The sequence below is a fragment of the Paenibacillus sp. ov031 genome, from assembly GCF_900143165.1.
GTDB lineage: Bacteria > Bacillota > Bacilli > Paenibacillales > Paenibacillaceae > Paenibacillus > Paenibacillus marchantiae.
Genome location: NZ_FRDO01000009.1, coordinates 167,535 through 194,104 on the forward strand (window position 1 = coordinate 167,535; position 26,570 = coordinate 194,104).

At 46.8% G+C, this 26,570-nt stretch carries 24 protein-coding genes; 13 read left to right on the forward strand and 11 right to left on the reverse strand.

Annotated elements, in window-relative coordinates; translation table 11 throughout:
• Nucleotides 1–99: 99 nt before the first annotated feature.
• The 3 genes from BUA17_RS27655 to BUA17_RS27665 form a co-directional block, all read right to left on the reverse strand.
• Complete coding sequence (locus BUA17_RS27655; RefSeq protein ID WP_072735594.1) at nucleotides 100–549, reverse strand: nuclear transport factor 2 family protein; 450 nt, start codon at nucleotides 547–549, stop codon at nucleotides 100–102.
• 39 nt (nucleotides 550–588) lie between these two features.
• Nucleotides 589–996, reverse strand: a complete 408-nt coding sequence (locus BUA17_RS27660) for an Rrf2 family transcriptional regulator (RefSeq protein WP_072735595.1) — start codon at nucleotides 994–996, stop codon at nucleotides 589–591.
• A gap of 109 nt (nucleotides 997–1,105) precedes the next feature.
• Nucleotides 1,106–1,942 carry an AraC family transcriptional regulator gene (locus BUA17_RS27665; RefSeq protein WP_072735596.1) on the reverse strand — a complete coding sequence of 279 codons (837 nt, stop codon included), beginning with the start codon at nucleotides 1,940–1,942 and terminating at the stop codon, nucleotides 1,106–1,108.
• Nucleotides 1,943–2,060: 118 nt separating this feature from the next.
• Here BUA17_RS27665 and BUA17_RS27670 point away from each other — a divergent pair, with 118 nt between their 5' ends.
• The gene (locus tag BUA17_RS27670; protein ID WP_072735597.1) at nucleotides 2,061–3,065 is read left to right on the forward strand and encodes a Gfo/Idh/MocA family protein; all 1,005 of its coding nucleotides are present in this window, start codon (nucleotides 2,061–2,063) and stop codon (nucleotides 3,063–3,065) included.
• Between the two features lie 21 nt (nucleotides 3,066–3,086).
• Nucleotides 3,087–4,034, forward strand: coding sequence for an aldo/keto reductase (locus BUA17_RS27675; RefSeq protein ID WP_063567072.1), 948 nt, complete (start codon nucleotides 3,087–3,089; stop codon nucleotides 4,032–4,034).
• A gap of 330 nt (nucleotides 4,035–4,364) precedes the next feature.
• On the opposite strand, the gene BUA17_RS27680 is transcribed toward BUA17_RS27675, so the two are convergent.
• Together BUA17_RS27680 and BUA17_RS27685 are read right to left on the reverse strand one after the other, a co-directional pair.
• Complete coding sequence (locus tag BUA17_RS27680) at nucleotides 4,365–5,384, reverse strand: Gfo/Idh/MocA family protein (RefSeq protein ID WP_063567071.1); 1,020 nt, start codon at nucleotides 5,382–5,384, stop codon at nucleotides 4,365–4,367.
• Between the two features lie 27 nt (nucleotides 5,385–5,411).
• Nucleotides 5,412–6,188: a sugar phosphate isomerase/epimerase family protein gene (locus BUA17_RS27685; RefSeq protein ID WP_063567070.1), complete on the reverse strand. Its 777-nt coding sequence runs from the start codon at nucleotides 6,186–6,188 to the stop codon at nucleotides 5,412–5,414.
• 144 nt (nucleotides 6,189–6,332) lie between these two features.
• Here BUA17_RS27685 and BUA17_RS27690 point away from each other — a divergent pair, with 144 nt between their 5' ends.
• The 6 genes from BUA17_RS27690 to BUA17_RS27715 all read left to right on the forward strand — a co-directional run bounded on the left by BUA17_RS27690 (nucleotide 6,333) and on the right by BUA17_RS27715 (nucleotide 13,698).
• Nucleotides 6,333–7,151, forward strand: a complete 819-nt coding sequence (locus BUA17_RS27690; protein ID WP_072735598.1) for a helix-turn-helix domain-containing protein — start codon at nucleotides 6,333–6,335, stop codon at nucleotides 7,149–7,151.
• A gap of 199 nt (nucleotides 7,152–7,350) precedes the next feature.
• Nucleotides 7,351–8,055 (forward strand): response regulator transcription factor, encoded by a 705-nt coding sequence (locus tag BUA17_RS27695; RefSeq protein ID WP_072735599.1) that lies wholly within the window; start codon nucleotides 7,351–7,353, stop codon nucleotides 8,053–8,055.
• Between the two features lie 21 nt (nucleotides 8,056–8,076).
• A complete protein-coding gene (locus tag BUA17_RS27700; protein ID WP_072735600.1) occupies nucleotides 8,077–9,519 on the forward strand; it encodes a sensor histidine kinase in 1,443 nt (480 codons plus the stop codon).
• A gap of 121 nt (nucleotides 9,520–9,640) precedes the next feature.
• Complete coding sequence (locus BUA17_RS27705) at nucleotides 9,641–10,399, forward strand: ABC transporter ATP-binding protein (RefSeq protein ID WP_072735601.1); 759 nt, start codon at nucleotides 9,641–9,643, stop codon at nucleotides 10,397–10,399.
• Between the two features lie 3 nt (nucleotides 10,400–10,402).
• Nucleotides 10,403–12,805 carry an ABC transporter permease gene (locus tag BUA17_RS27710; RefSeq protein ID WP_072735602.1) on the forward strand — a complete coding sequence of 801 codons (2,403 nt, stop codon included), beginning with the start codon at nucleotides 10,403–10,405 and terminating at the stop codon, nucleotides 12,803–12,805.
• A gap of 35 nt (nucleotides 12,806–12,840) precedes the next feature.
• Nucleotides 12,841–13,698, forward strand: a complete 858-nt coding sequence (locus BUA17_RS27715; RefSeq protein ID WP_072735603.1) for a DUF4097 family beta strand repeat-containing protein — start codon at nucleotides 12,841–12,843, stop codon at nucleotides 13,696–13,698.
• A 270-nt stretch (nucleotides 13,699–13,968) separates the two neighbouring features.
• On the opposite strand, the gene BUA17_RS27720 is transcribed toward BUA17_RS27715, so the two are convergent.
• From BUA17_RS27720 to BUA17_RS27740, 5 genes are all read right to left on the reverse strand, one after another.
• On the reverse strand, nucleotides 13,969–15,168 hold the full coding sequence (locus BUA17_RS27720; RefSeq protein ID WP_072735604.1) for a Ger(x)C family spore germination protein: 1,200 nt from the start codon (nucleotides 15,166–15,168) through the stop codon (nucleotides 13,969–13,971).
• Entirely contained in the window at nucleotides 15,165–16,265 is a 1,101-nt protein-coding gene (locus tag BUA17_RS27725; protein WP_072735605.1) for a GerAB/ArcD/ProY family transporter, read from the reverse strand. Before BUA17_RS27725 ends, BUA17_RS27720 begins: the two co-directional genes overlap by 4 nt.
• A gap of 53 nt (nucleotides 16,266–16,318) precedes the next feature.
• On the reverse strand, nucleotides 16,319–18,037 hold the full coding sequence (locus tag BUA17_RS27730) for a spore germination protein (RefSeq protein ID WP_072735606.1): 1,719 nt from the start codon (nucleotides 18,035–18,037) through the stop codon (nucleotides 16,319–16,321).
• Between the two features lie 158 nt (nucleotides 18,038–18,195).
• Nucleotides 18,196–19,146, reverse strand: a complete 951-nt coding sequence (locus BUA17_RS27735; protein ID WP_063567060.1) for a methyl-accepting chemotaxis protein — start codon at nucleotides 19,144–19,146, stop codon at nucleotides 18,196–18,198.
• 304 nt (nucleotides 19,147–19,450) lie between these two features.
• Nucleotides 19,451–20,284, reverse strand: coding sequence for a MurR/RpiR family transcriptional regulator (locus BUA17_RS27740; protein WP_064640668.1), 834 nt, complete (start codon nucleotides 20,282–20,284; stop codon nucleotides 19,451–19,453).
• Between the two features lie 204 nt (nucleotides 20,285–20,488).
• Here BUA17_RS27740 and BUA17_RS27745 point away from each other — a divergent pair, with 204 nt between their 5' ends.
• The 4 genes from BUA17_RS27745 to BUA17_RS27760 all read left to right on the forward strand — a co-directional run bounded on the left by BUA17_RS27745 (nucleotide 20,489) and on the right by BUA17_RS27760 (nucleotide 24,901).
• On the forward strand, nucleotides 20,489–21,376 hold the full coding sequence (locus BUA17_RS27745) for a DUF8171 family membrane protein (protein ID WP_072735607.1): 888 nt from the start codon (nucleotides 20,489–20,491) through the stop codon (nucleotides 21,374–21,376).
• Entirely contained in the window at nucleotides 21,369–23,255 is a 1,887-nt protein-coding gene (locus tag BUA17_RS27750; RefSeq protein ID WP_083584887.1) for an ABC transporter ATP-binding protein, read from the forward strand. Before BUA17_RS27745 ends, BUA17_RS27750 begins: the two co-directional genes overlap by 8 nt.
• The gene (locus BUA17_RS27755; protein WP_072735608.1) at nucleotides 23,230–24,057 is read left to right on the forward strand and encodes an energy-coupling factor transporter transmembrane component T family protein; all 828 of its coding nucleotides are present in this window, start codon (nucleotides 23,230–23,232) and stop codon (nucleotides 24,055–24,057) included. Before BUA17_RS27750 ends, BUA17_RS27755 begins: the two co-directional genes overlap by 26 nt.
• 64 nt (nucleotides 24,058–24,121) lie before the next feature.
• On the forward strand, nucleotides 24,122–24,901 hold the full coding sequence (locus BUA17_RS27760; RefSeq protein WP_072735609.1) for a PHP domain-containing protein: 780 nt from the start codon (nucleotides 24,122–24,124) through the stop codon (nucleotides 24,899–24,901).
• 89 nt (nucleotides 24,902–24,990) lie between these two features.
• On the opposite strand, the gene BUA17_RS27765 is transcribed toward BUA17_RS27760, so the two are convergent.
• The gene (locus BUA17_RS27765; RefSeq protein ID WP_063567055.1) at nucleotides 24,991–25,434 is read right to left on the reverse strand and encodes a VOC family protein; all 444 of its coding nucleotides are present in this window, start codon (nucleotides 25,432–25,434) and stop codon (nucleotides 24,991–24,993) included.
• 88 nt (nucleotides 25,435–25,522) lie between these two features.
• Here BUA17_RS27765 and BUA17_RS27770 point away from each other — a divergent pair, with 88 nt between their 5' ends.
• Nucleotides 25,523–26,527 (forward strand): helix-turn-helix transcriptional regulator, encoded by a 1,005-nt coding sequence (locus BUA17_RS27770; protein WP_072735610.1) that lies wholly within the window; start codon nucleotides 25,523–25,525, stop codon nucleotides 26,525–26,527.
• Nucleotides 26,528–26,570: the final 43 nt, after the last annotated feature.

Consider the following 26,570-nt stretch of genomic DNA (forward strand, 5'->3'; position numbering starts at 1 on the left):
ACGAAAAAGCTTGAACAAAACAAAGCCCCAAGGACGCAGCTATAGCGCTCTTGGGGCTTTCGTTATTATCGTTTAAATATTCTTATATGAATACAAACATTATTCAAACAGATCCAGACGAAGACGCTTCAGGCTAGTATGCTGGATGAGCCATTGACCATCAATTTTGACAAACGTTTCATGGTAGTGTCCAAAGCCGTGAAAGGATTTATTGTCATTGCCTTCAGGAAACGTCACCCAATCTTCCATTGGAGAGATGACTTTGGCTTCATTCTCGGATACAAATTCAACTTCCGCGCTATGTACATGATGCACAGTTACGGCAACATGCACCAAATCTCGGAATACTTGAACAATGGTGTCGCGACCTGTTAATACCGGGATGGGATTGCCTTCTGTACTGAAATCAGCTACGGCATCCGGAGCGAACACTTCACCTAATGTATCCCACTGCTTCGTATCAATATAACGGCAATAGCGAGCTTTGGTGTTCCGAATGTTTTCCAGTGCAAGCAGTTGTTCCAGTGCTGTGATGGTTGTTTGGCTCATGTGTTGTCCCTCCAGAAATCTAAGATGTAAGCAAATATATTATACGGAATGTGCAGCTTTCATCTGGGCAGCCAGCTCAGACATTTTTTTATTGTACAAATAACTCTCCATCTCTTCTTCCGCACGGACCATCACCTGCTGAATCAGGCAGCCTTCGTTATGATCCTGCGAGCATTCGAACAAGGAAGCCTGCCCCTCAATGGCATGGATAATCTCCAGAAATGAAGGGTCCGGATTCTTCCGACTAAGCCGATAACCACCATTGGCACCCGAGGTCGATTCGATCATGCCGGCTTTGACCAGCTTGGTCAATATTTTAGACAAATAGGTTGGAGATACTTTTTGCATCTCAGCTAATTGATGTACACTGACCAGTTGTTCCGGTTCGGTTGCAACCAGGAAAAGCATGGTGTGCAGGGCATAGTTTGTAGCTTTCGAATATTTCATGAGGGCACCTCATTATATACGGATTTAATTTATCTATAATAGACTTGATTGAACGCTCTGTCAAACGTCGAAGATTTCCACAGAATCAAACAAACGGACATCATTACATTTAACTGTGGTAAAGCCCGCGATAATCGGTCGGAGTCATGCCTTCATGGGCTAAAAACTGGCGGTTAAAATAACTGGCATTTGGGTACCCCGCCTCCTCTGCGATCTGTCCAATGTTGGCCGTTGGCCGTTCCAGCAGCCACTGCTTCGCCATCTGCAACCGCGAACGGGTTATAAATTCCATCGGGGTCATTTCCACGGCACTCTTGAACATTTTGCAAAAGTAATACGAACTCACACCCGCCATATCCGCCCAATCCTGTAACAAAAACGGTTGGCATGCCTCCTGCTGCATCTGTGGAAGCAGTCCAAGGATACGACTCTCAGCCTTGCTTGTGCGTGTGCTTTTCAGTGGAACAGCATGCTGCACGAATTCGGCCAGCACAGCGTAGGTCAGGGTAGATAGTTGGGCAGGACGTAGCATCCGGTTCTGCTCGGCTTCATTCAGTAGGGCCATATGCGCTTCTTCCCATGGAGCCTGCTGCCGCAGCGTCCACAACAGGTTGCGATGCAACCCCCGCTCAATCATATAATCATGCAGCCGTTCACCGTAAAAATGAACCCACCGCACATCCCATGGGTCATCTTCGCTGCTGTAGTAATGCTGCCGCTGCAACGGGAAATACAGTACAGCCTGACCCGCACGAAGCTCATGCACTACCCCCTCCACTTCCACGTAGCCCTTGCCCGCAGCAACGTAGTGAATATTGAAGTTGTTAAGTGCGCCAGCCTCTCGTAATACGGTGTGCTCAGGGTGGTCGACATAAAGTCCAACGGATTCTGGATAACAAAAATACGGAATATCCTGTAGGGTTAACAATACAGTCTGTCTCATCATGGCCCATTCTCTTTTCTAAACAATATTGTGTTAACTCATTTCAATATATTATCATTTTAATTCATTCATCTATTACTTATAATCACAATATACATTCATTCATAGGAGGAAACAACAAATGAATTCAGATCGAAAACTGCGCTGGGGAATTCTTGGTAGCGCTAGCATTGCCGTAGGATCCGTTATTCCAGGTTTGCAGCAATCCGAGTTGAATGAAGTGACTGCCATTGCTAGTCGAGATGAAGAAAAAGCAAAACAAACTGCTGACAAACTCGGCATTCCTCAAGCTTATGGCAGCTATGAAGCTTTGCTTGCTGACGATTCCATTGATGCGGTCTACATCCCGCTTCCGAACCATCTGCACCGGGAGTGGACACTCCGTGCCGCAGAAGCTGGTAAACATATTTTGTGTGAGAAGCCACTGGCACTGACGGAGCAGGAAGCTCGGGAAATGGTGCAAGCCTGCGAAGACGCTGGTGTGCATCTAGCTGAAGCCCTCATGTACCGACACCATCCACGTTATGATCAGATTAAGGATATTATCGCCAGCGGAGAAATTGGTGAAATCCGCGGCATTCATAGTACATTTTCGTTCAACAGTTCAGGCTCTACAGGTAATGTTCGCTTTCGGCGTGATTGGGGCGGCGGTGCGCTGTATGATATCGGCTGTTATTCCATCAGTGCAGCACGCTTGATACTTGGTCAAGAGCCTTCGGCGGCAACCGTCATTGGCATGTTCTCCCCTGAACATGATCATGTGGATATGATGGCTTCCGGCTTGCTTGAGTTCGACAATCATATTGGCGTCACCTTTGACAGCAGCATGTGGGCAGCCTTCCGCAACACACTGGAGGTACTTGGAACAGATGGGATCATTGAGGTTCCTTCTGCCTTTATCAGCAATAGGGATCGCAGCTCCAACTTCTTCGTAACTGTTGACGGTGAGCGTAAGGAGATTGAAGTCCCACAGGTCAATCACTACTCCCTCCAGGGCGACGATATGGCACGAGCTGTGCTTCAAGGTAAAGCTCTGCGCTTCGATCCATCCGATGCTATAGCCAATATGAAAGTACTCGAAGCTTGTCTTCGTTCAGCGGAAGAACGTACACGCATTACACTATAAGTAGAGAGGATGAACTGAATTATGGAATACATTGAAATTGCTGGTGCAGGTAAACCTATCTCCCGACTGATTAAAGGAACCGATTATTTTTACCATGATTCCTATGAGAAAGCAGCTACGAACATGGATGCATTCTTGGCGATTGGCGGTAATACCGTTGACTCCGCGCATATTTATTGTGGCGGGCAGAGTGAAGAAGTGCTCGGACGTTATATGCAGGAACGGGGTAACCGTAACGAGATCGTTATTTTGACCAAAGGTGCGCATCATGACCAGAATGGCCCACGCGTTAACGCTGATGCTATCCGCAGTGACCTTCTAACCAGTCTGGAACGGCTGCAAACGGAACATGTGGAGCTATATGCCCTGCATCGGGACGATCCCAACACACCCGTTGGAGTGATTCTCGAAGCATTGAACGAACATATTGAATCCGGCAAAATCGGCGCGATCGGCGCCTCCAACTGGACCTGGCAGCGGCTAGAAGAAGCTAATGCATATGCAGCTGCTAACGGTCTGAAAGGTTTTACATTCAGCAGTCCGAATCTCAGTCTCGCCAAAGCGAATGAACCGTTCTGGGCCGGCTGTGTATCGGCAGACGATGAAACACTGGCATGGCATGAACGCACCAAGCTTCCTTTGCTGTCCTGGTCATCCCAGGCTCGTGGCTTTTTTACCGGACGATTCACACCTGAAGTTCGGGACAATGAAGATCTGGTTCGTGTGTTTTACAGTGACGGTAACTGGGAACGTTTGCACCGTGCTGAACAATTGGCCGAGTCGAAAAAGACTTCCCCCATCCAGATTGCTCTCGCTTATGTATTGAATCAGCCGTTTCCAACCTGTGCGTTGATAGGTGCCCAGAATCAGGCAGAATTGCTCTCCTGTGACGAAGGTTCTCGTATCACACTAACTCGTGAAGAACTGGATTGGCTGGATTTGGGCAGTAATGTGAAACCAAGCGTGTAAAACTGGCATACACTTTTAATTCAATCTTGATGGTGAAAGGACTGACTCTTCCGCGATGTAGCGGAGTGGTCAGTCCTTTTTGGAATGCCAGCTAACCATTCAACCATTGTAGCCATGCCGCAGGCAGGATCAATAATCGCTTTTCGCTAGGATCAGCATATCGCCAAACTTCGGGTCCAGACTTGTCCTCTATTACGGATTCTACCCATCTGTCTGTCATGAAAAAGTAATAAAAAGAGACTACCCGCCAGAAATATTTCTCTGGAGGTAAGCCCCTTTTTAATATGAGATAGTCAGATTTTTTAAGTAATGACGATGATATCGTTACGATTACAGCTTCACGATTTGACCAGTCTTCTCGGATTCAAATGCTGCCAGAATCACTTGCAGGGAACGCAGACCTTCTTCACCGGAAATGCTTGGAGGTGTTTGCGTTACAATCGATTCTACAAAAGCATCAATAACGCCGCTTGGTACTTGTTTCTCGTTGGTAGACATTGCGCCAACTTTGTATGTTTCAACCGTGCCGTTAGTCAGCTCAACGATAACCTCGTCACCATCTACCGTTCCGATCTTCATCACACCATTTTCACACCACAGAACCGTACTGTTATCTCCTGCTCTGTATTGTGTCCAGCTCGCTACCAGCGTACCGATTGCACCGCTCTTCATGCGAAGCAGGCATGTTGCGTTATCGTCCACTTTGGTGTTTTCCTTGTGCAGTGTGCTGATGAAACCAGCAACCTCGGATACTTCATCATCCAGCAAATAGCGGATAAAGTCCGATTTGTGCACGCCCAGGTCACCCATGGCTCCCATAATCGCTTCTTCTTTGCGGAAGAACCAGCTTTCTGCACCGTCTACGCTCCAGCCTTCCGGACCTGGATGACCAAAGGAAGTACGGAAATTCAGGACTTTACCGAGTTTGCCGGAGTCCAGAATTTCTTTGGCTTTTACGTGTGGAGGCATCAAACGTTGGTTGTGTCCAACCATCAGATACACACCGTTTTTCTTGGCAGCTTCAATCATTTGCTCGCCTTCTTCGGTAGTAACCGCCATCGGTTTTTCCACCAGTACATGTTTACCGGCATTCGCAGCAGCAATGGCCATCGAAGCATGCAGGTAGTTCGGCGTACAAACGCTGACCGCATCCACTTCTTCGCTTGCAAGCAATTCTTCGTAGCTAGAGTAAGCTTTACCGCCGTAAGTTTCGGCCATCTTCTCCGCACGCTCCACGATCGGATCGGCAAAAGCGACAAGTTCTACGTTCTCATTGGCAGCGTACTCTGGAATATGTCTGCGCTCGGCAATGGCTCCACAGCCGAATACAGCAACTTTAATTTTACTCATGTACAAATGTCTCCTTTGACAAATAAATTAGAATTGGTTCAAGTAATTCTGTTTCAGCCAGTTATGGCTGTTGGCTACGCTTTCAAGCGGTGGATTCTGGCAAACGTCCTGTTCCACGATCAGCCATTCTACACCTGCACTTGTAGCCGCTTCAATAACAGCTGGCAGATTAACTGAACCTTGTCCCAGTTCCAGTGTCTTCATCTGGCCCTGTTCGTCTTTGCTGAAGTCTTTCAAGTGAAGCAACGGCAGACGGCCTGCATATTTGTTGATATACTCAATCGGATTTTGTCCAGCAAATTGCACCCAACATACGTCCATTTCCACTTGAACCGCTTCAGGTGTCGTTTGAACAAACATTGCATCAAAGGCATTTTCGTCGCCAACCTGACCGTGGAATTCAAAATCATGGTTATGATAACCGAAGATCAGACCTTGTTTAGTCGCTTCTGCACCATATTGTTGCAATTCGTTGAACAGTTTGGTCCAGCCTTCTGCATTCTCTGGACGATCTTCGGGCATCAGGTAAGGGCAGATCATATATTGAGCCCCAATAGTTTTGAGGTAGTCGATTTGTTGTTGCAGATCTTCACGCATAGCATGTAATGAAACGTGGCTGCTAAAACCTTTCAGTCCAAGCTCATCCAATAGCGCTTTCATTTCTTCGGCAGGAATGTCACCATATCCGGCGAATTCGACACCTTCATAACCAAGCTCTGCTACCTTGCGCAAAGTTCCACGGAAATCTGCTGCAGTTTCATCACGGAGTGTAAACAATTGCAAACCAATATTAAGTTTTTTCATAATAGATGCACCTCTGCTCTCAAATTTGCTTTCATTGCTCTATCTGGTATCATCCTAACGCAAAACAGGCTAGAATGAACATATACAATATCGTCAGAACATGAACTATCTGATCAAATTTTTAAATTTGGAGGATTACATCTTTTGGAAACCTCAGTACTGATCTGTGACTATTCCTATCACTATAAGGCGTTTAACCATAATATGAAGGGCGAGTTGCAGACTTATCTGTTCCGTCTGCAAACCGAAGGCTCTTGCAAGGTATATGTGCAGGATGAAGAATTTAAGATGACTGGCGGCGATTTACTACTGCTTAAACCCGGAGACGATTACTATCTCGTGGTAGAAGAACCTCATAAGGAGGGCAGGTTGTCCAGCGGAGACTATTATTTGTTCTGTGAAGGGGAATGGATTGATAGCTGGTGGAAGCGTCATCATCGATCCACGGTGAGCCACATCGGGCTGGATGATAAATTGGTCAGTCTCTGGCGCAGTATGCTCCTGGAGAAACGCCGTGGACCGCTGGAGGAAAATATAGAACTGAATGACGTACTGCTGCGTGGTTTGTGTCTGTATATCGATCGGGCCATCAAGGAGAATATCCAGACGGATCGTTCTGTTTCTTCGACACTGAAGCTGAAACGATTCATTGAAGAACATGCCACTGTGACCTTCAAACTCGAAGAAGCCGCCCGCTACGCAGGACTAAGCCTGTCTCGTGCGGTGCGATTGTTCAAGGAGCACTACGGCCAAACGATGATCCAGTATGCGATTGAGATTCGGCTGAACGCTGCCTTGGAGCGTATGAAGTACAGCGATATGACCCTAGAGCATATTGCCGAAACATGCGGCTTTGCAAGCTATTCCTATTTTCACCGGGTATTCCGATCCCACTTTGGAATGTCCCCGGCTGAATATCTCAAATCCCAGGCCCATCAATCCATTGATCTGGAGCATTTATAAGTGTAGTTGTGGCTCGATCCTCTTCCTTCTTTATAATGAAAGCAGCTGATTTCAATCGGCTGCTTTCTTTCAAAAAAACCTCTTGTAGTTCCCATGACTTCACGAAAACAAACCTGTATAGTTAAAATATAGTATTCTTACAGATTCATACATAGGATTAGTCTTATACACTACCACTCTACTATTTGGAGAGATTTCAATGGAAACCAAACGTAAAATTTTAATTATCGAAGACGAACATGATATTTCGCGCATTTTGCGAGATTATTTGACCAAAAATCAGTATGAAGCCGCAGTGGCCAGCAATGGACAAGACGGGTTGCAGATGATGGATATGCTCCAGCCGGATTACATTATTCTAGATATCATGCTTCCGGATATGGACGGGATCGATGTATGCCGGGAAATTCGGCGGAGAAACAACATTCCAATTCTCATATTGAGTGCACGAGGCAGTGATACCGACAAGGTGCTCGGCCTGGGATTCGGGGCGGATGACTATATGACCAAACCCTTCTCCCTAAGCGAGTTACTCGCCCGCATCAATGCTCATTTCAGACGATATGACAGTTTAGCTTTAGTGACCGAACGAGACGGAACAAATCTACTACGTTTGGCTAACCTGGAAATTGATAAGAAAGCCTATAAGGTCACTTTAGACGGTAACGAGGTTTCTCTTTCCGCCAAGGAATTTGAGCTGCTGCATTATCTCACGAGCAATAAAAATCAGGTCTTTTCCAAGTCTCAGTTGCTCGATGCAATCTGGGGATATGCTGCATACGGGGATGAAAATACGGTAACTGTGTATATTCGCAGGCTGAGAGAAAAAATCGAGGCATATCCCTCCCATCCGTCTGTTCTAAAGACCGTTTGGGGCGTAGGATACAAATTCAATCATGAATAGGCAAAGATTGGAGGAGACAACATGTCACTGAACACCTGGTCGGCACGATGGCTCAAAGCATCGTTCTTCCTCCTGTTTATTCTGATCGGATGTAGTCTGGTTTTATTTCTTAATCTGCTAGAAAACCGAAATTCGACTGAGTCTTCTGTGTCCATCCAGCAAGTTCGTCTCCGGGTTAACCCCATCCTGCTTAACCTGGAACAGAATATTCATCTCCTGCAGGAAACAAGAGTACGAGAAAATCTTCTTTCTATCGTCAAGGAAAACGGGGTAGAGCTTTCTTATGTTGGATTGGATGGGACTATATTGCTGTCCTCTTCTCCCACCTCCGAAGGAAAACAAGTCAATCTGCGATCAGCCCTGCATTATGATCTGAATCATGCCGTACAGGCCACGAACGGAAACGATTCGCTTAACATCGCTTTCCCTGTTATGGCTGGTCCCGAAGGAAGCCAGATCGGCAATGCCCTCTTCACGATTCCTAAGGCATTGGTTATGGTGAAAGAAACGGTGATATTCCCTTTCTTTATTTTGGGTACGCTTTTGATCACCTCTATGGTTCTTGGCATTTATCTAGTGTTGATGAAGAGAAAATTTAAGACACAGCTGCTCTCCCCCATTCATCAGTTGAAGAAACATGCCGAATCCATTCTCAAAGGACAATATAATGAACCGGTACAGTATAAACGCATGGATGAGATGAGCGAACTATACGCCATGTTTGATCTGATGCGTACAGAAATTATGCATTTAAGCGAACTTCGTATCCGGCAGGAAACTGCGCAAAAAGAACTAATTACCAATATTTCTCATGATATCAAAACACCGATTACAACAGTAAAAGCCTACATAGAAGCTATTCTGGAAGGAATATGCTCCGATAAAGAAACTCTGATGGAGTATATGAAAGTCATGCAGACCAATACGGACAAAACAGCCCGTCTTGTCGAGGACCTGCTTGTTCATGCATTGCAAGAGCTGGGCCAGATATCGGTGGAGCCTTATGAAGTATATAGCAGCCCCACCTTTGAGCGTATGTTAAAACCGATTGGACATGTTGTTCTAACGAGTGGAATGATCTATGAAGCACCCAAAAACATTCCAAATGTATTAATCCAAATGGACCCTATTCGAATTGAACAAGTCATTTCCAATCTAGTCTCGAACGCTCTTAAGCATACTTCTCCAGGAGACGCCATTCGTATAAATGTAGAGTTGGAAGCCGACCAACTCAACGTTACAATCGCTGATTCAGGTCAGGGAATACGTGCACAGGACATGCCTTTTGTTTTTGAACGTTATTTTAAAGGCCAGACTTCCTGGTCAAACAGAAACGCTCACGAAGGGACAGGCCTAGGTTTGTCTATCTGCAAAAGCATTATTGAGGCGCACGGGGGACATATCTCCTTTTCAAGCAAAGAAGGACAGGGTACAATCTTTCAGTTTAATCTCCCGATCTGCTGAGCGAATAAGAGACCCTGTCTGGCCGTATGGTGCCTATAATACTTTATTCATAATTTGATAAGGCTTCATCAATATCCCTCCTTTAGAATGAACCCTATATTACAATCGGGAGTGATCATACGTGGCGAAAAAAACCATCATTCGTGCACAGAATCTGTGCAAGACGTACAATACAGGCAGTGAACAATACCATGCCATTCGCAACGTCGATCTTGATATTTATGAAGGGGACTTCACGGTCATCATGGGTAATTCCGGCTCAGGCAAATCAACGCTGCTCTATCTGTTAAGCGGACTAGACCAAGTAACAGCCGGCGAGGTTTATTTTCAGGATCAGCGTATTGACGCCTATAGTGAGCGGGAAATATCCGAATTCCGTACCCGTAGAATCGGCTACATCTACCAAAGTATCAATCTGGTGCCCGATCTTTCCATCCAGGACAACATCGCCTTGCCAGGTTACATTGCCGGAAGCAAAACAAGTGAGGTCAAGGAACGTGCCACCCACCTCATGAAGGCAATGGATATCGACGGACAGAATAGCCGTCTCCCCTCCCAAACCTCGGGTGGCCAGCAGCAACGAGCAGCTATTGCACGTGCGCTGATCAATTCACCGGACATCATCTTTGCAGATGAACCCACGGGAAGCCTCAACTATGAGCACGGGAAAGCCGTGCTGGATATCCTGACCGATATCAACCGTAAGGGACAGTCTGTTGTGATGGTTACGCATGATATCAAGGCAGCCTGCCGGGCGGATCGTCTGATCTTTATCCGGGATGGCAAGGTTGGAGGTATTCTCGAGTTTGACAAATATGACGAACACCAGATCCAGAATCGGGAATCGATGGTCTTCGCGTTTGTGTCGGGAAAGGAGTAATTTATGGCTGCTATGTTGAAACTGAGCCTTTCCTACCTGAGCAAAAATAAGACACAGAATCTGTTTATCACCTTGCTCATTTTGCTATCTACACTACTGGTATCTACTGCGGTTATTATTCTGGCCAACACGGGCAATCTGTTCAACGAAATGCACACCCGGACCAACGGGTCCCATCAAATATTGACGTTTGATAAAGGACTGAATGACCCTAAAGCCGTCCATGAATGGTGGGCTGAACAGGACGGAGTTGAGGTTTCACCTTTGCTCACGTATCGTACCTTGTCCGGAATCGCCTTCAAAGGCATGGACATTCCCAACCTTTATCTATACATGATGAATACCCCTCAGCCGCCCTGGGCCGTCGATGAACTGATCTTTTCGAGTGGTGCGCAGAGTTCGGCTCCCGAACAAGGGAGCGTATGGATTCCCACTTCAATGGCGAATGCCTATGATATAGCCGTAGGAGATACCGTTAATTTCAAAACAGGGTCCTCCGCGCTTGATCTTCGGGTATCCGCGATTGTAGTCGATGTTCCTTACGGTGCACCATTCACCAATGCGGCAAGGATCTGGATGAACAGTACAGACTACCAGAATGACTTCCAGGCACTCGCAGGAAAAGATAATTATATGATGGGTATCCATTTTGATGATTATCGAACCAACTCCAGCTATTGGGATCGTTACACCAGTGAGACCCATACCCCTTTCTTGGAAACCAAGATGGAGTTTGAGAGTATCTCTTCCTTCTATCTGATTATCAATCAGATTATTGGATTCATTATGATTTTCCTGGGTGCTGTCATGATGGTTATCGCTCTCATCACCATTGGATTTACCATTTCGGATGCCATTCTGGCCAACTACAAAACAATAGGGATTCTGAAATCACTGGGATTGACCTCCGGGAGAACAATCGGTACCTATGTTATTCAATATGCTTTGCTGTCCATCATTGCCGTTATTCCAGGACTGGCGCTGAGCGTGTTTGTATCCAAATTCATTATCAACATTTCTGTGTCTTCTCTGCGAACTGGCAATGGAGATGTACCGATGGAAGGCATCGGAGCAGCCATGTTAGTCGGCATACTGCTGTTTGCGCTGGTAATATTATTCGTTGTGTTATACGCCAAAAAGGCGCGCAGCATCGAGCCTGTGCAAGCCATCCGCTACGGTATGTCGGAAACTGAAAATACCCGCTTGGCCCGACGAATGAATTCGCCTCTAGCCAACCGGGTTGGATTTGCCCGGCTGCCAGTAGCCGCCGTCATTGGCATACGAAATCTGATCAAGAATACCAAGAGCTCTGTTCTGATGCTGCTGTTAACCACGATGGCTGCCTCTGTGCTTGTCCTTGGATATGTTGTACTGACCAGCATTACCGGAATTTATCAGACAGCTGCCAAGTGGGGCTACGACAATGCTAACATCGCCGCCGTCGTTGTGAACAAATCTACCTTCCCCAAGGATGAGTTAAAGCAGGTGCTGGAAGAGGACCCTCGCATCAAAAATGTGGGCTGGCAAGGGAACATCACAGGGGTCGTCAGTCCCGAGTCATCAGCGAAAATGGCCGGCCAATCCACCAGTCTCTACCTGAGTGTACTTGATGGGAATTACAAAGAGCTTGGGTTCGAAACATTGAGAGGTACCAATCCTGAACGTGAAAATGAAATTTCGATTGGTGTAGGTGTTGCACGCATGTTGAACAAGGATTTGGGCGACCTGATCGACCTTTATATCGAGGGTGAACAGCGTACGTTCATGATCACAGGCGTCTACCAGGCTATCTCCAACCTGTCTGTATCTGGGCGTATTACCGTTGATGCTGTGCGAAGTGTGAACCCCAATTATGAGGATGTCAATGTAGCCTTTATCAATGTCAATGATCCATCGCAGGCAGAGACCATTGCGCAGCAGTTAAACGAACAATTCAAAGACTCTGCTTCCATCGTCACGCAGAAAACCCTGCTTGATTCCGTATATGCTGAAGCTGCAAGCATTTTCGTTTACCCCATGGCTCTCATCGGTCTGTTGTTTATTCTCGTTACGTTTATCATCATTTTTAGTACCTGCCGAATCAGTATTCGTAAAGAAAGCAAAACCTACGGTATTTACAAGTCCATAGGCATGACTTCTAGAAGAATTCGATTGTCCGTTGCCATGGGCGTTGCAGCTCTATCCGCCATCGGCGCAGTACTTGGAGTCGTTGTCGGTGTGTATGTGCTGCCGCGTCTGCTTGAAAAAGTCCTATCGGGATACGGGATTGTACAGATTCCTCTCATTTTGAACTGGGGAGGCATTATAATCTTTGCTTGTCTAAGTATTCTTGCCGCAGCTCTTGGCTCCTGGGTATCCTCGAGAGTTATCCGAGATGCATCCCCACGTATCCTGGTCGTTGAATAATACATGAACATATGAAGGATGAAGGAGACAAGAACATGCGAAGAGTATACAAAAAGCTTCTGGTTGCCCTGAGTTCAGTCAGTCTATTGGCTGCATGCACGAATAACCCCATCACATCACCATCCGAAGGCAGCACTTCACAAGGTGCAGAGTCCGGATGGATGAAGTTGATTAGCAGCAACGCCATAGACAAGGAGCTTGCTGAAGCAAGCCTGCAGGAGGTTTCCAATACACTGATTATTGAAAATTCCGTTGGAAATATTGAGATACGTCGCAGTGAAGACAGCGGGCTTCATGTCCGCACAACCCTTCAGGCATTAAACAATCGTTCTGGTGAATCTACGCTGGAAGAACTCGGCCAGAATGCGGAAGTCTCCTTGATAACCAAAGGAAAGAGGACGTCCGTCCAGCTTCAAGCCAAGGGACAGGATGGAACGGATATATGGTCCTGGGCCAACAAAAATCTGGGGAACTCCCATTTTACTGTTAACTACGTTGTGGAAGTTCCTGCCCAAGTCGCGGAGTATGAGATATCCACCGAGGTAGGCACTATTTCACTCACCGGTCTGAAAGGCAGTTATGATATATCCAACAATACGGGATCGATTGAACTTGCCGAAGTTGAAGTGGACGGAAAATCATCGATTACATCCGATGCAGGCACTATTCGTCTCGATCTGAACAACCTTGCCGAAGGAAGCCAGCTCAAAGCTTCAACAGAAGTAGGCACGGTCACAGCCATTCTCCCAGCCAACCTTGCATACACGTTGAAAACAGCGACAGATTTGGGCAAAGTCTCGGGTGCGGCAAAGGGAAAAACAGACATTAATGGCGGCGGCCCTTTGCTCTCCATACAGACTTCCTTGGGTTCCATTTCAGTGGAGAACAAATAATTGTTTAAGCTCATTAGCTGGTGGCAATCCGCTTATCCTCAATTAAGTAAAGAGATTCTAGGCTTGTGTCCATCGAAAGAGCACGCAAAAAGAGTCCTCTACAATCCTTTATCGGATAGAGAGGGCTCTTCTCTGTACATGTTGTATAAGTCACTTCTCAAAAATTAGCTTTGGGTCCCCACGGATCAGATACCTACCGCTTCCGTCACCACTTCCGTAGGCACAATTCAAACTAATTGCAGCGATCAGAAAAACAAAAAGAACGTCCCCTTATTCCGTCGATGATCCCTGATTTGTGATTTTAACTTTAATATCATACGTGATCGGAATTTCACTAAACGTTTCGTCCCAGTTATTTTTAATTTTCTTCCATACCCGTGGATATTTGATTCGCAGCTTATCGCCAAACCCTGCTGCATCCACCTTGTAGACATCCTGCATTTTGTGAAGCAATTGATCTACCTGTTGTTCAGCCATATGACCGAAGTCCTTCTCCAGACCATCCAGATAATGCTCAGAACCATGCGCTTCCGGAGCTGTCCAATTTTCCATAAACCAGCCGTCTGATTCAATTTGAACATGAAATGAAATATCGTCGCCCTTAACTGTGGGAATAATTTTCGATTTTATGTGTTTAATCTCGTAGGTTATAGTGCTGCCGTCTTTGTGTGTATACGTCTTAACGACTCCACCTTTCGCTTTTCCTTGTACCCAGGATAGTCCCTCCATGTCCGTCTGATTCAGACTTCCGATCCATCGGTTCGTTTTCCCGCTAAAAATGGCCGCTCCCGAAAACTTGTGTTCCCCCTCATAGGAGATGACATTTTGCAGCAAATAGCTCGACCCCGATTGCATGGTTGCATCCAATTTGGCGAGTGACACTGGTGGCAGAATTTTATTGGTACGATACACATTGTCCACAAGTCCGGTAAGGTAGAATGAAGGAATCTCACTGGGATCGTTGGACGTCAATGCATCCAGTGCCCTGCGATCACTGACAACAACCAGACAGCTTGGCCGAATATCATTATCACGCAACACAAAATCAAGCAGTTGATCCAGTCTGAATTTCCGGGCCACCTCGGAGGACACCACGATGACTTTCAGATGATGTCCAATCAGCGGCCGGTCTCTTCTCAGAGAGAACTGACGAAATATCTGTATAACTGAATCGCCTGTTAATTGTTCGTTAAAATAGGACTTCCCTGCTCCAGGTGATCCTTGCTGGCTCTCTTCCTTGGATGATCCCTTAGGAACAATCTGAACCGTAGCTGTGATATTATTCCTTTTCGGATAGTGTCCACCCTGTTCATTCACACTCTTCTCAAATTCTGTCTCTTTGGCAACATCAATACCCAGTCCCACGTACACACTAAGATCCTCAATCTCTTTGCTGCTCCAGCATCCAGAGGTAAACAACAGCAGTATTAATCCAGGAAGCAATAGCGCTAATCTGACCTTGCGACTCATGCATACTTCCCTCCTTTTTTGCGGAGGATGCTAATCAACAGCAGGACTGTAGGCAGAATTCCAAATAGGTAAATGGATAAATTACCCACTGCATCCCCCAGTTGAAATGTTTCGTTCACATCCTTGGGAATTAAGGCGATGATATAAATTACAGGTAGCAGGATAAACATGGCAGGTAAAATTTTCTTGCTTTTGAACAACTGGGCACAGCCAACGGTAGCTGCATAGTGTGTGATCGAAAAGGTCGAGAAGATTTGCATGATCCAGATCACGAGCAGCAGCGATTCAAAACGCTCAAAGATCAATCCCTGTAGCTCAAAGCTTCTCATCAGATCCAGGGTAGGCCACGTTCGAGTTTTCATGCCTTCAATGGAAAGACTTCCGATTACCATAACTACCGTAATTAAGTAGATGCCTGTCGGAACGAGCGTACCCCACATTACCGCTTTGATCCCTTTTTGCGGGTGCTGCATATAAGCCATGATGACAAACATCACTTCATAGCCTGTATACGCAAGCAAAGTTGACTTAAGTCCCTTGAATACCGGCATAATCCCTTCTCCCAATACGGGCCTCAGGTTATTAATTTCAAACAGTTTGCTGCTCAGCAAAATGGCAATGACAAAAATGATAAGTGTGATGGGCAAAATAATCTCGAATAAACGTGCTACTGCACCAAGACCACCTGAGTTCAAATAGATGCCCACCCACATGAAGACCATAACAATAGCCCAGACCGGTGTTCCTTCCAGCAGATAAAGTCCGGTTACTTCTGCCATGACCCGAATTTCAAATGCCGAAATGACAAGAAAATAGATAATCGCAACCGCTCCCAGTATAAAAGCAATCCATGAACCTGTTATTTCCTGAACAAACTGAAAACCCGTTTTGCCAGGAAATCGTCGGCACAGGATGACGAGCATAATGCCGATAAACGTGGCGATTAGCCCGGATATGATGATGGAGATCCAGACATCCGGTGTGTCTACAGCCTCAACCGTAGTACGCGGAAGTGTCAAAATCCCAGCGCCCAGCATGTAATTGATAATCATGACTCCGGTCTGGGTTGTCGTCAGCTTATCCGTGGGACGATTCACGTTATCACCTCTTTGCTCTGGTTTAAAATGTTTATGTTAATCTTGCTATTCATCTATTTCTTGCGATCCGGATCGGTAGGGTTCATCATGCGCGGACGCCGCCTCATCATTTTTAATGGTGCACGGATCAGCAAGTCCTTCCATTCGCTCAAGCTATACGGAACCACTGGGCTGACATAGGGAACCCCAAAGCTTTTCAGGCGCACGAGATGGCTGCAAATAAGCAGGAAGAACATAATCACCCCGAATAATCCAAGCGCCGCTGCACTGAACATGCCTGTAAAACGCAAAATTCGCAGTGTAATTCCAGCACTATAGGTAGGGATGGAAAATGAGGAGATCGCCGTTACCGCAACTACGATGACGAGAAATGGACTGACAATACCGGCCTGTACGGCTGCATCCCCGATAATGAGACCACCGACGATGCCCATCGCCGGACCGATCGGTTTGGGCAGACGGATACCAGCCTCACGCAATATTTCAATGGCTGTCTCCATAATGAGTGCTTCAATAATGGAAGGAAACGGTACACCATTTCGCGTCTCAATAATGGTCAATGCCAACTTCGTGGGAATCAGACCAGGATGAAATGAAATAAAGGAGATGTACAAGGCAGGAGCAAATAGCGCAATCATGGCTGCCAGAAAACGAAGCATGCGCAGAAATGTGCCTGGTATCCAGCGCTCATAATAATCCTCAGGAGATTGCAGCAGCATGCTGAAGGTTGCGGGCACAATTAAGGCAAACGGTGTACCATCAAGCAGTATGGCAACACGTCCCTCTAACATTCCGCTGATTACGCGGTCTGGCCTTTCCGTGTTTTGGATCTGTTGAAACGGACTCAGCTCATCGTCTTCAATTAGCTGCTCCACATAACCGGATTCCAGCATGACATCCATATCCAATCCTTCTATGCGCCTCTGGACCTCTGCCACAAGCTCAGGATCGGCAATATCCTCTATATACGCGATAGCAAGATCCTTCTTGATCCGGGTACCCACTTCAAATTTCTGAATAAACAAACTCTGATTGCTTCCGAAGCGTCGCAGTATACCTGTATTGTCACTGAGATGCTCCGTAAATCCGATTCTTGGCCCGCGAAGCAATGCTTCGGACAAGGGCTCTTCAATGTTGCGGCTTATTCCTTTGGGTGTGCCAATCAGCAGTGCACCTTGCATGCCATCCACAAGGAGTGCATTTTTACCCCCAAGTACTCCCAAGGCCAGCTCCTGTAACGATTCGGTCTCCTGTATCTGGCTGACAGGCAGAAGTTGATTACTTAGATAGTTCTTAATCTGATGTATATCGGCTGGATGAAGGAAGCTTCCCTGTTGCAGTTCTGGTACCCCCCTGATCATCAGAGGTGTAATCAGATGCTCATCAATCAATTGCTGGTCCACAAGACCATCGATATACATGACCGCTGCCCTTGTATTCGTGCCTCGTATTGTAAACTCTCGAATATGTACATCAGCATTCTGAGCAAAGGTCTCCTTTGAGCTAATTAAATCGGTAACATAATTCCCGGTAAGCTTGATATTGGCATAACGCCCTGTTTCTAAACCCTGGTTCTCATCAGATCCTGATGATACAGATTGCTCGTCGTTATTGCCTTGGTTTTGATCTGTAGAAATTGCGAAGCTTCCCTGATCCACGGAAGAACGAATCCAACGGGTTATTTTCAGAATCGATAGCGGAATGACACATAACAAAAAAGCCTGTAACCATATGGGCCACTCCGGCACGTACGACCAAATCGTTGACCACATCACCCTCACCCCAACATTTCTCTGCGCTATGAACTTGCAGGTATTCCAGAGTATTGTTTCCCCGATTGCTCACAATAATTCCCGTTTTTTTGAACAACAAAAAAGCAGATGCCTCTATTGGCACCCGCTTCCCTAGGGGTTATTGGAGTTTACCTTATCTATACGATTTTGGTTACGTGTTGCGCCTTCTCATCAAGTAGATGTGCAGACGCCGCAATGGTTGTAAAATCATTCAACGCCACCTCGATCTGCTGCTGACTTCGCTCCACGTAGCCTTCAACCTTCTGTGTTCCGCCAGAAATGTTCGTAATCTCTTTGGTTATCCCATTCACACTATCCCGAATCTCATTAATGGAATTTTCGACCATGGCCGATAGTTTGCGTACTTCCTTGGCTACAACATCGAACCCGCGCCCATATTCGCCTGCATGTGCCGCTTCAATCGCAGCGTTCAGGGCCAGAAGCTGGGTCTGCGACGCAATTTCGCGAATCGTTTTAACAACTCCCTGGATAGAACGTGCCTGTTCTTGCAAATGATTCAGTGTCGCTCGGTTGTGGGCGGAAACTTCAGATATATACGTGATACTGGACATCAGCTCACGGCTTCGCTCAATGCCGATATCAGCATGTTCGTTCAGATCATGTGACATCGTCTTCAGTTCATTAACTACAGCTGAAATATTATTCTGACGGGTCGTGATGTTTGTAGCTATTTTGGACACACCCAATATATTCTGATTCAATTCATCATAGACGGGCATATATGTCGCTTCAAGCCATACGGGATTTCCCTTTGCATCCTTGCGTTCAACCTTGTCCTGGAAGCTAGTACCGTTAAAAATACTACTCCAAAACGCATTATAGTCAGGGCTTTTCACGAATTCGTCGAAACAAAATTGCTCATGCTGCATGCCATACATCTCAGCTACGGAATAGCCCATCGTCTGGGCAAAAACTTCATTTACATACGTAACCCGTCGATCCATATCGAATCGAATGATAGCCAAACTTTTCTCCATGGCCTTAATGACCAGCGCATCGGTAACAACATCTTTTTTTTCCACATCTACTATAGGCAAAGCGATCCCCACTCCCTGACTTCTTCCCATGATTAAACCGTTCTCATTCTGGCAGTTCCTGTTGTAGTGCAATTATGTATTCAACTGAATAGAGACGACTCTATTATTGTATACTCCAATTGCAGTCAATTGGATCACTCCCAAATCAATTTCTAACAATTCGTTACGGCTTGACTTTTTATACCCAATAAACTAACTGTCTAAACATTATTTTTCATGAGCAAATTCTAACACAAAAAGGAGCGTATTAACCGCCCCTAATTATGGTATAACCTTCCATAGCTTTGATGTTATCAGTAGTCGTCTCTGTATATTACGCTACCTGTTTCATCCATCAGTCTCGCGGCAATTTATCTGCGTACCGACTGCGCAAGTCAGCGAGCCGCTCCAGCTTAGACAGCGCATGGTCCTTCTGCATCAATCCCACCGCCAGCACCAGTTGTTCCATTAACAGTAGTGGAGTAACCATGGAATGAAATTCGCCAAGCTCCCCTCTACTAACGTAAAAAGATAACTCCGTCCCCAATCCATATAAGAGGTCTTCCCGATCTGTTACAAGTACGGCTTTACTGCCTGTATCTCTGGCATAATCCAGAATGACCTCTGCTTCAGGCAAGAGTCTTGTAAAACACATCAGCAGCACAACATCCTCCCGTTGCATATGCATCAGTGATTCCAATAATTCATGGCCACCTCCGGCGAGGTGGATGACCGTCAATCCGAATCGGGATAGCCGAAAGGACAATAATTCCGCCAAACCAGCGGAAGGCCCTGGAGCATACACATATACTCTTCGTGCTTCAGCAAGGATGGCTGCTGAATGCTCCAGATCCCCCTGCTTCATATGGGATAACGTCTCCTGCAAATGGCTGACAGAGGCCTCCAGTAACTGAACGGGAAGGCTGTCCGTATCCATGCGGGATATGGTTTTATTTAATTTAAGGGCAGGTGTAGTGTCTTCGGATGTACGAAGCCGGATTTTGAATGCTTTGGCATTGTCATATCCTACCGCCCGCCAGAAACGGGATACGGTCGCAATACTGACCCCCAGCCTGTCGGCAATCTCCTGTTCCGTCATGAACAGAATCTCTTCCGGATTGCGTTCTACAAAATCAGCAATTTTCAGATGACCTGGCGACAGCTGTTCTTTATGAGTAAACAAATTCATTCCGTATGCACTCCTTTTCTCGCTCTGCACTCAGTATATCAGTTGAAAGGAAGAGAAGTGGGTAATGTATGTAATATTTTTTTCATTATTTTTATAATGTGTAATAAAAATTACATCCGATTTACAAATGTCTTCTTTCCCGTTAATACTCTGCCCCTAGACTGTGGCTATGATGATCACCAACTTTCAGGGAGGTATGTAACGATGAAGAAGATGACTGAGCGTTATACGCTGACGTCTTCACAGAAAATGATGGTGTTTGTGCTTTCCATGTCACTGTACGGCTTGTCCAACATGTTCACAGAGCTTATTCCCAAGCTCCAGCTTGGACCGATTGAATTGTCTGTTGAGTACTTTGCCTTCATTCCGCTGACACTTTGCATTTTGTTCCACCCCATGATTGCTGCCCTTGGTGCGGCTCTTGGCGAAGTGATCTTCGGTGAGCTGATGCTGGGGCAATTTGGCGGACTGGGCGAGCTGGAGAAATTCCTTACCTTTTCCTTTGCCATGTATGTCGCAGGACGTATGGTCAGTGATCCTCGCAATCGCAGACAGGTCGGAATCGCAGCTATGACAGGCGTCATCATTCATCAGTTCCTTAGTTCACTGGTGGATATCGGTAAAGTGTGGATTGGTGTGGAGCAGCTGGAAGCCGTCCCTGGACTTGCGGAAAGTGTTGTGCTGATTGAAGGGGTTGGCTTTCTGAATGACGTACTGTTCTCAGGCATCCTGTTCGCTCTGCTGCCTACGCTGTATCTCGTACCCCTACTCTATGGCAAAATTGAACCACTGCTCGGCATCAAACCTCGTAATCCAGGGATGAAGTATGAAGGAATCGGCTTCTTCCGTCCGAAACTGATCCTGATCGGTGTGCTGCTGCTTGGGCTGGCCTTTGGTGCGGAATCCCTATCCGAAATGGATATCAACTTCGCTGTTTGGGAGACGGACTATGCAGATCAATATGGTTCGGCTTCAATATGGATTAGTATCGGAGCTGCCTCATTGGTTGCTGTGGTGACATTACTGATCATGCGCGCTAAACGAAGCAAAAACAAAACGGTACCCGGTACGGAGAATCGCCCTTATGCATAATGAAATGTCCACATCAGCTTCTGTTTCCGCATCGGATTCTGCCATTTCCATTCAAAATGTCATCTTTACGTATCCTGGCTCCGAAGAGCCCGTCCTGAACGGAGCTTCACTCGAACTCCCACGAGGCAGTTTTACAGCCATTATCGGGGGCAACGGCTGCGGCAAATCCACCCTGTGCAAGTTGTTCAATGGCCTTATTCCTCAATTCTACACAGGAGACTTCTCCGGTGAAGTTCATGTACTTGGCATGCCTGCCGAAGGGCGAAGTGTTGCAGATCTGTCCAGAAAGATCGGTTACGTCTATCAGGATTTCGATAACCAGCTCGTGCGTCCCACCGTCTTGGACGAGGCTTGCTTTGCACCACTCAACTACGGACTGCCCAACTATCGGGAGCTCGGAGAACGTGCACTTGCCATGTGTGGTCTGGATACCATTCATAACCGATACATCTGGGAATTGAGTGGTGGGCAGAAACATCTGCTCGCTCTGGCCGGAGCTCTGTCGCTCGACCCCGATATCCTGATCGTGGATGAACCTGTCTCACAGCTTGACCCGCAGCATGCAAGACTCATCTATGAGTGTCTTTCGAGATTGAATACGGAATATGGCAAGACGATTATCGTCATCGAACACCATACTGAATTTATCGCCGACTTCTGCGCAGATGTGGTATTGATGGACAAAGGCCGGGTCTTGTGGAACCTTCCTGTTAAGGATGGTTTGAATCGGATTGCGGATCTGGAACGGCTGGGCATTCAACCTCCTGAGGTTACACGGGCAGCTATTCAGGCTGCAGAGTTATCGCAGAGAGAAAGAGCAAATGCGGGCCTCTCAGGTTCAGAACAACGCTTCCCGATTACTGTGGAAGAAGCAAACGTTTATTTTGCCGAGCATTACCCATCCATTCCATCCGCTTCTTTGCAAAATGAACCTTCATCCTATTCGAACTTGGCACGCGACGTTTCTAGCCAAATTGCAAATACCAAGCGTTCAACGCCTGCCTCGGCTGCTGAACCGTTGATCCCTATTGTACAGTTTCATCAAACCCGGCTGCGTTACAGAGGACTGGGCAAAAAAGAACATGAAGTCATTCGTGGAGTTAATATTTCACTCCATGAAGGAGAACGGATTGCCTTGATTGGCAACAATGGTGCGGGTAAATCCTCCTTACTGAAGATGATGGCTGGCATTAGCCTACCTCAAGAAGGCAGTGTCAGTGTTCTGGGTGAAGTTACGCACCGTTCCTCTTTGGAGCAGCTGGCGGGGAAGGTCGCCTATATTTTTCAGAACTCTTCCGAAATGTTTATCGAAGACAGTGTTCGTAAAGAAGTCGCGTATTTCCTGAAGAACCGTCGCATCCCGGAAGCTGACCAGCAAATTGCACATGTACTGGAGCGTTTTCGGCTTACTCCGCTGCAAGAGCGGGATGCCCGGCTTCTCAGTGGCGGACAACAGCGGCGTGTCACACTTGCCATCGGTGCAGCCATGAAGCCTTCACTTATGCTGCTGGATGAGCCCACCGCCAATCTGGACCTTGCCACCCGCGAGGAACTGATAGGTGTACTGGATGAGCTGGATCAGCATGTGCGAACAACCGTCATTGCCACGCATGATATGCAGCTGGTTACCCAGTGGGCTAGTCGCGTTATCGTGCTTCACAATGGTCAGGTGGAAGCAGACAGCACACCTGCCGACGTGTTTGCGGATGAGTCCCTTCTGCGCCGCTCCGGACTTGCGCTTACACAGATCATGGAGCTCTCCCACCGGATGGGTCTACCGACACTTTCACCGACAACCGAGGCTTTTGTTGATACTCTCTTGAATCAATCACTCACCAAGGAGGATATGCATCATGCAGCTTGTCCGCAACTGGTTTGACAAAATATCCATTGAACGCATTCAGCTTGAGCTGATGAATACCGTATATGGCAGCGGACATGCCAGCCTGTCGCGGATTGATCCCCGTGCCATGCTGATCTGGTATCTCTTTTTTGCCATCGTTCCCTGGTTTGTTCATAACGGGACTGTGCTGCTCGGCATGTTTCTGTTGATGGTGACTACCACCATATTGTCCAGAGCCGCTCCTTTTATCATTATCATTCTCTGCTTAGGATTAATCGGCCAGGTCGGTTGGATGTTTATCATCTCGCTGTTCTTCGGTGGCAATCTGGAATCTGCATTCCCCCTGCTGCTGCTCACCTTGAAGCTGTCCATCGTCTCGCTGGCGAGTATCACCGTCTTTTCGGGCATGGACCCGGAACGGATCGGCGATGGGTTACTTGCGCTCGGCATGCCTGCGACGTTCTCTTTCAGCCTCTCTTATGCTTATCGCATATTGCCGGTGCTGTTCGGTGAATTCCGCAACATCATGCTGTCCTACAGACTGCGGGGTCAGGTTCCCTCCCGGCACGGATGGCTCTACTGGCGACTCGTTGTCTACTATATGAAGCTGTTCATTGTGTCTTTCTTCCCGCTAATGCTGGCTACCGCCAAACGTTCCCGCACAACGGTGGAAGCACTGGAGACACGCGGTTTCTCGTACGGCATGAAGCATCCTGAGTCCAAACGCCTGAAGCTCGCCCATCTGAAAATCACCTCACGTGACCTCGGATTTCTCGCCGGATCGGCAATCTATGTTGCACTGCTGTTCTGGCTCGGCGGGCATTACGAGATTCTGTAATTCAAAATAAAATGCTGTAACTATTCATACCATTAATCATTCATGGAATAAAGGAGTGTCTTCTATGCGCATTGATCTTCATACACACGGCAAATTATCCAAAAACTCTGATTTCTCGGTCGATTACTTCACCGAAATGGTCAACGAAGCCATAGCCAGCGGGCTCGAAGCCCTTGCGCTTACCGAACATTTTAACACCCGCAACTTCTACGAGGTCTATGAGACGCTGGATCGTCTTTATCCATACAACGGGGAGTACTACGATGCAGATGGACTGCGCATTTTTCCCGGCATGGAAGTGGATATTCAGGAGACAGGACATATTTTGCTGGTGGGTCAAAAAGAACATATTCTTGCCGTCCGCAGCGGCCTGGAGCAATATACAGCCAAAGGTTCATTCATTCCTTTTGCCAATCTGTTGGATATGGCCGAAGCATGGCCTTTGCTCAAAATTGGCGCACACCCTTTCCGCGAGTCCACCCCGCTGTATCAACTCGATCGTGATTTATTGGGACGTCTGGACGCTTTTGATCTGAACGCCAAGGATATGTATCAATACGGCATCGAGACGTGCCGCGGTCAGGTTGAACCATTCGCCCAGTCCCTCGGTAAACCCGTCACTGCCGGAAGCGATACCCACCAGTGCCTGCAATACGGTAGTGTGTTCAATGTGCTGGATCGTCCATGTGCATCGGTTGCCGAGCTCAAAGAGCAAATTCTCGCTGGTACGTACAGCATCGAAATATCCAACGATCTTCCTCTCCGTGTCAAAGCCTCCGTTATGCTGAAGAAAGTGATGAAACGTCTTGCCAAGCTAGAAGCTACCCGTTTGCAAAAAGTATAGGGAAAAGAAGACCACAACTTCTAAAGAATTCAAAATGAGCCCAAAGGATATACATCCTCCAGGCTCATTACGGATTCACTTTCACCTAATTAAAAATCATGCACCGTCACACAAAGCTGAATCACGATTCCGAACGGATCACGGACGATTCCATACCCCGGACTAAACTCGTTTTGCTCATAAGGCACCAACACCCTAACCTGCTCATGTTGTACCAGCGAATTATACAGCTCCGTCATCGTACTTTTATCTTTCGATTGAATGCATAATGACGTGCTGTTTCCCTGCTGCCACGGTCGACCCGTATCCATTTCTTCCTCAGCAATCATCAATTTATTTACCCCGATCTGGAGTACCGAATGTGTTATATATTCATCCTGCCCTTCAGGATACTCAAACCCCGGATTCATTTCCTTCATCTCTTTATAATTTTTCTTGAACAACACATTGGCCCCCAGGTACTTCTCATAAAAAGCAATGGCTGCCGCAGCGTCTCCATTCATCGACAGAAACGGGATCACTTCAAAATTCATCTGTATTGCCTCCTTCGTGTGATTGGATTACACTGTTTACTATAACGACAAAAGGTGCCAATCCATGGCACCATTGAGAGGTTTTTTTATGAAAAAATCAGAACGCATGAACCAGATGCTGCGCTTTATCAATCAAAAACAACACTTCACCCTGCAAGATCTCATGCAGGAGTTTCAGATATCCAAGAGAACCGCATTACGAGACATCGCGTCATTGGAGGAAATCGGTGCTCCCATTTATGCCGAGTATGGACGTTATGGGGGATATCGTTTGCTTCAGCAAATGCAGCTGCCACCCATTTCATTTAATACAAGTGAGCTTCATGCCCTCTACTTTGCCATGCAGGCATTGCGCAGCTTTACCAACCTGCCCTTTCAGATCTCTTTTCGTTCCATTCACGAGAAGTTTCTAAGTGCCCTATCCGAAAACCAGAGACAGGATATTGAACAAATCCAGCATCGGGTCTCTTTCCGACACACCGAGCAAATCCGGGATAGTGAGCATCTGGAGTTTCTATTGATGGCCGCTGTTCAGAATATAGTGATACAGATTACGTATCGACATATTCGCAGAAATAGCAGTAACCCAGACAACAATTCCAATCCCGACAAACCCAAGCCCGGCATACGCACCATTCAGCCCATCGCCCTCTATGCCATGAAAGGCTACTGGTATTGCGAGGCGTATGATCTGGGTAAACAGGCGTACCGTGTGTTCCGATGTGACCGAATCACCTCATGCGAGGCGACAGACATCGAACCTATATCACATATTAATGAACTCAATCTACAGGATGCCCACTCGTTATGGAAACCATCAGAGAACGCTATCCCATTCATATGTCTGATTAATGAAGCCGGCGTTGAGCTGTTCCAGCAAGAACAGTTTCCATCCATGCGGATTATTAACGACTCTGGAACTGATACTGGACAATCTGGATACGCCTATTTACTCGGGTCGTATGAAGCCCATGAGCTTGAGTTCATCATTCGCTATCTCGCAAGCTTTGGCAAGTCTATCAAGATCATGGAGCCTGATACCTTAAAAGAATCCTTAAAACAACACTATCTGGATTTACTCGACCACATTTAACTTCCGCCACCAATAACCACTTGATGTTTACACCTCATCGCAA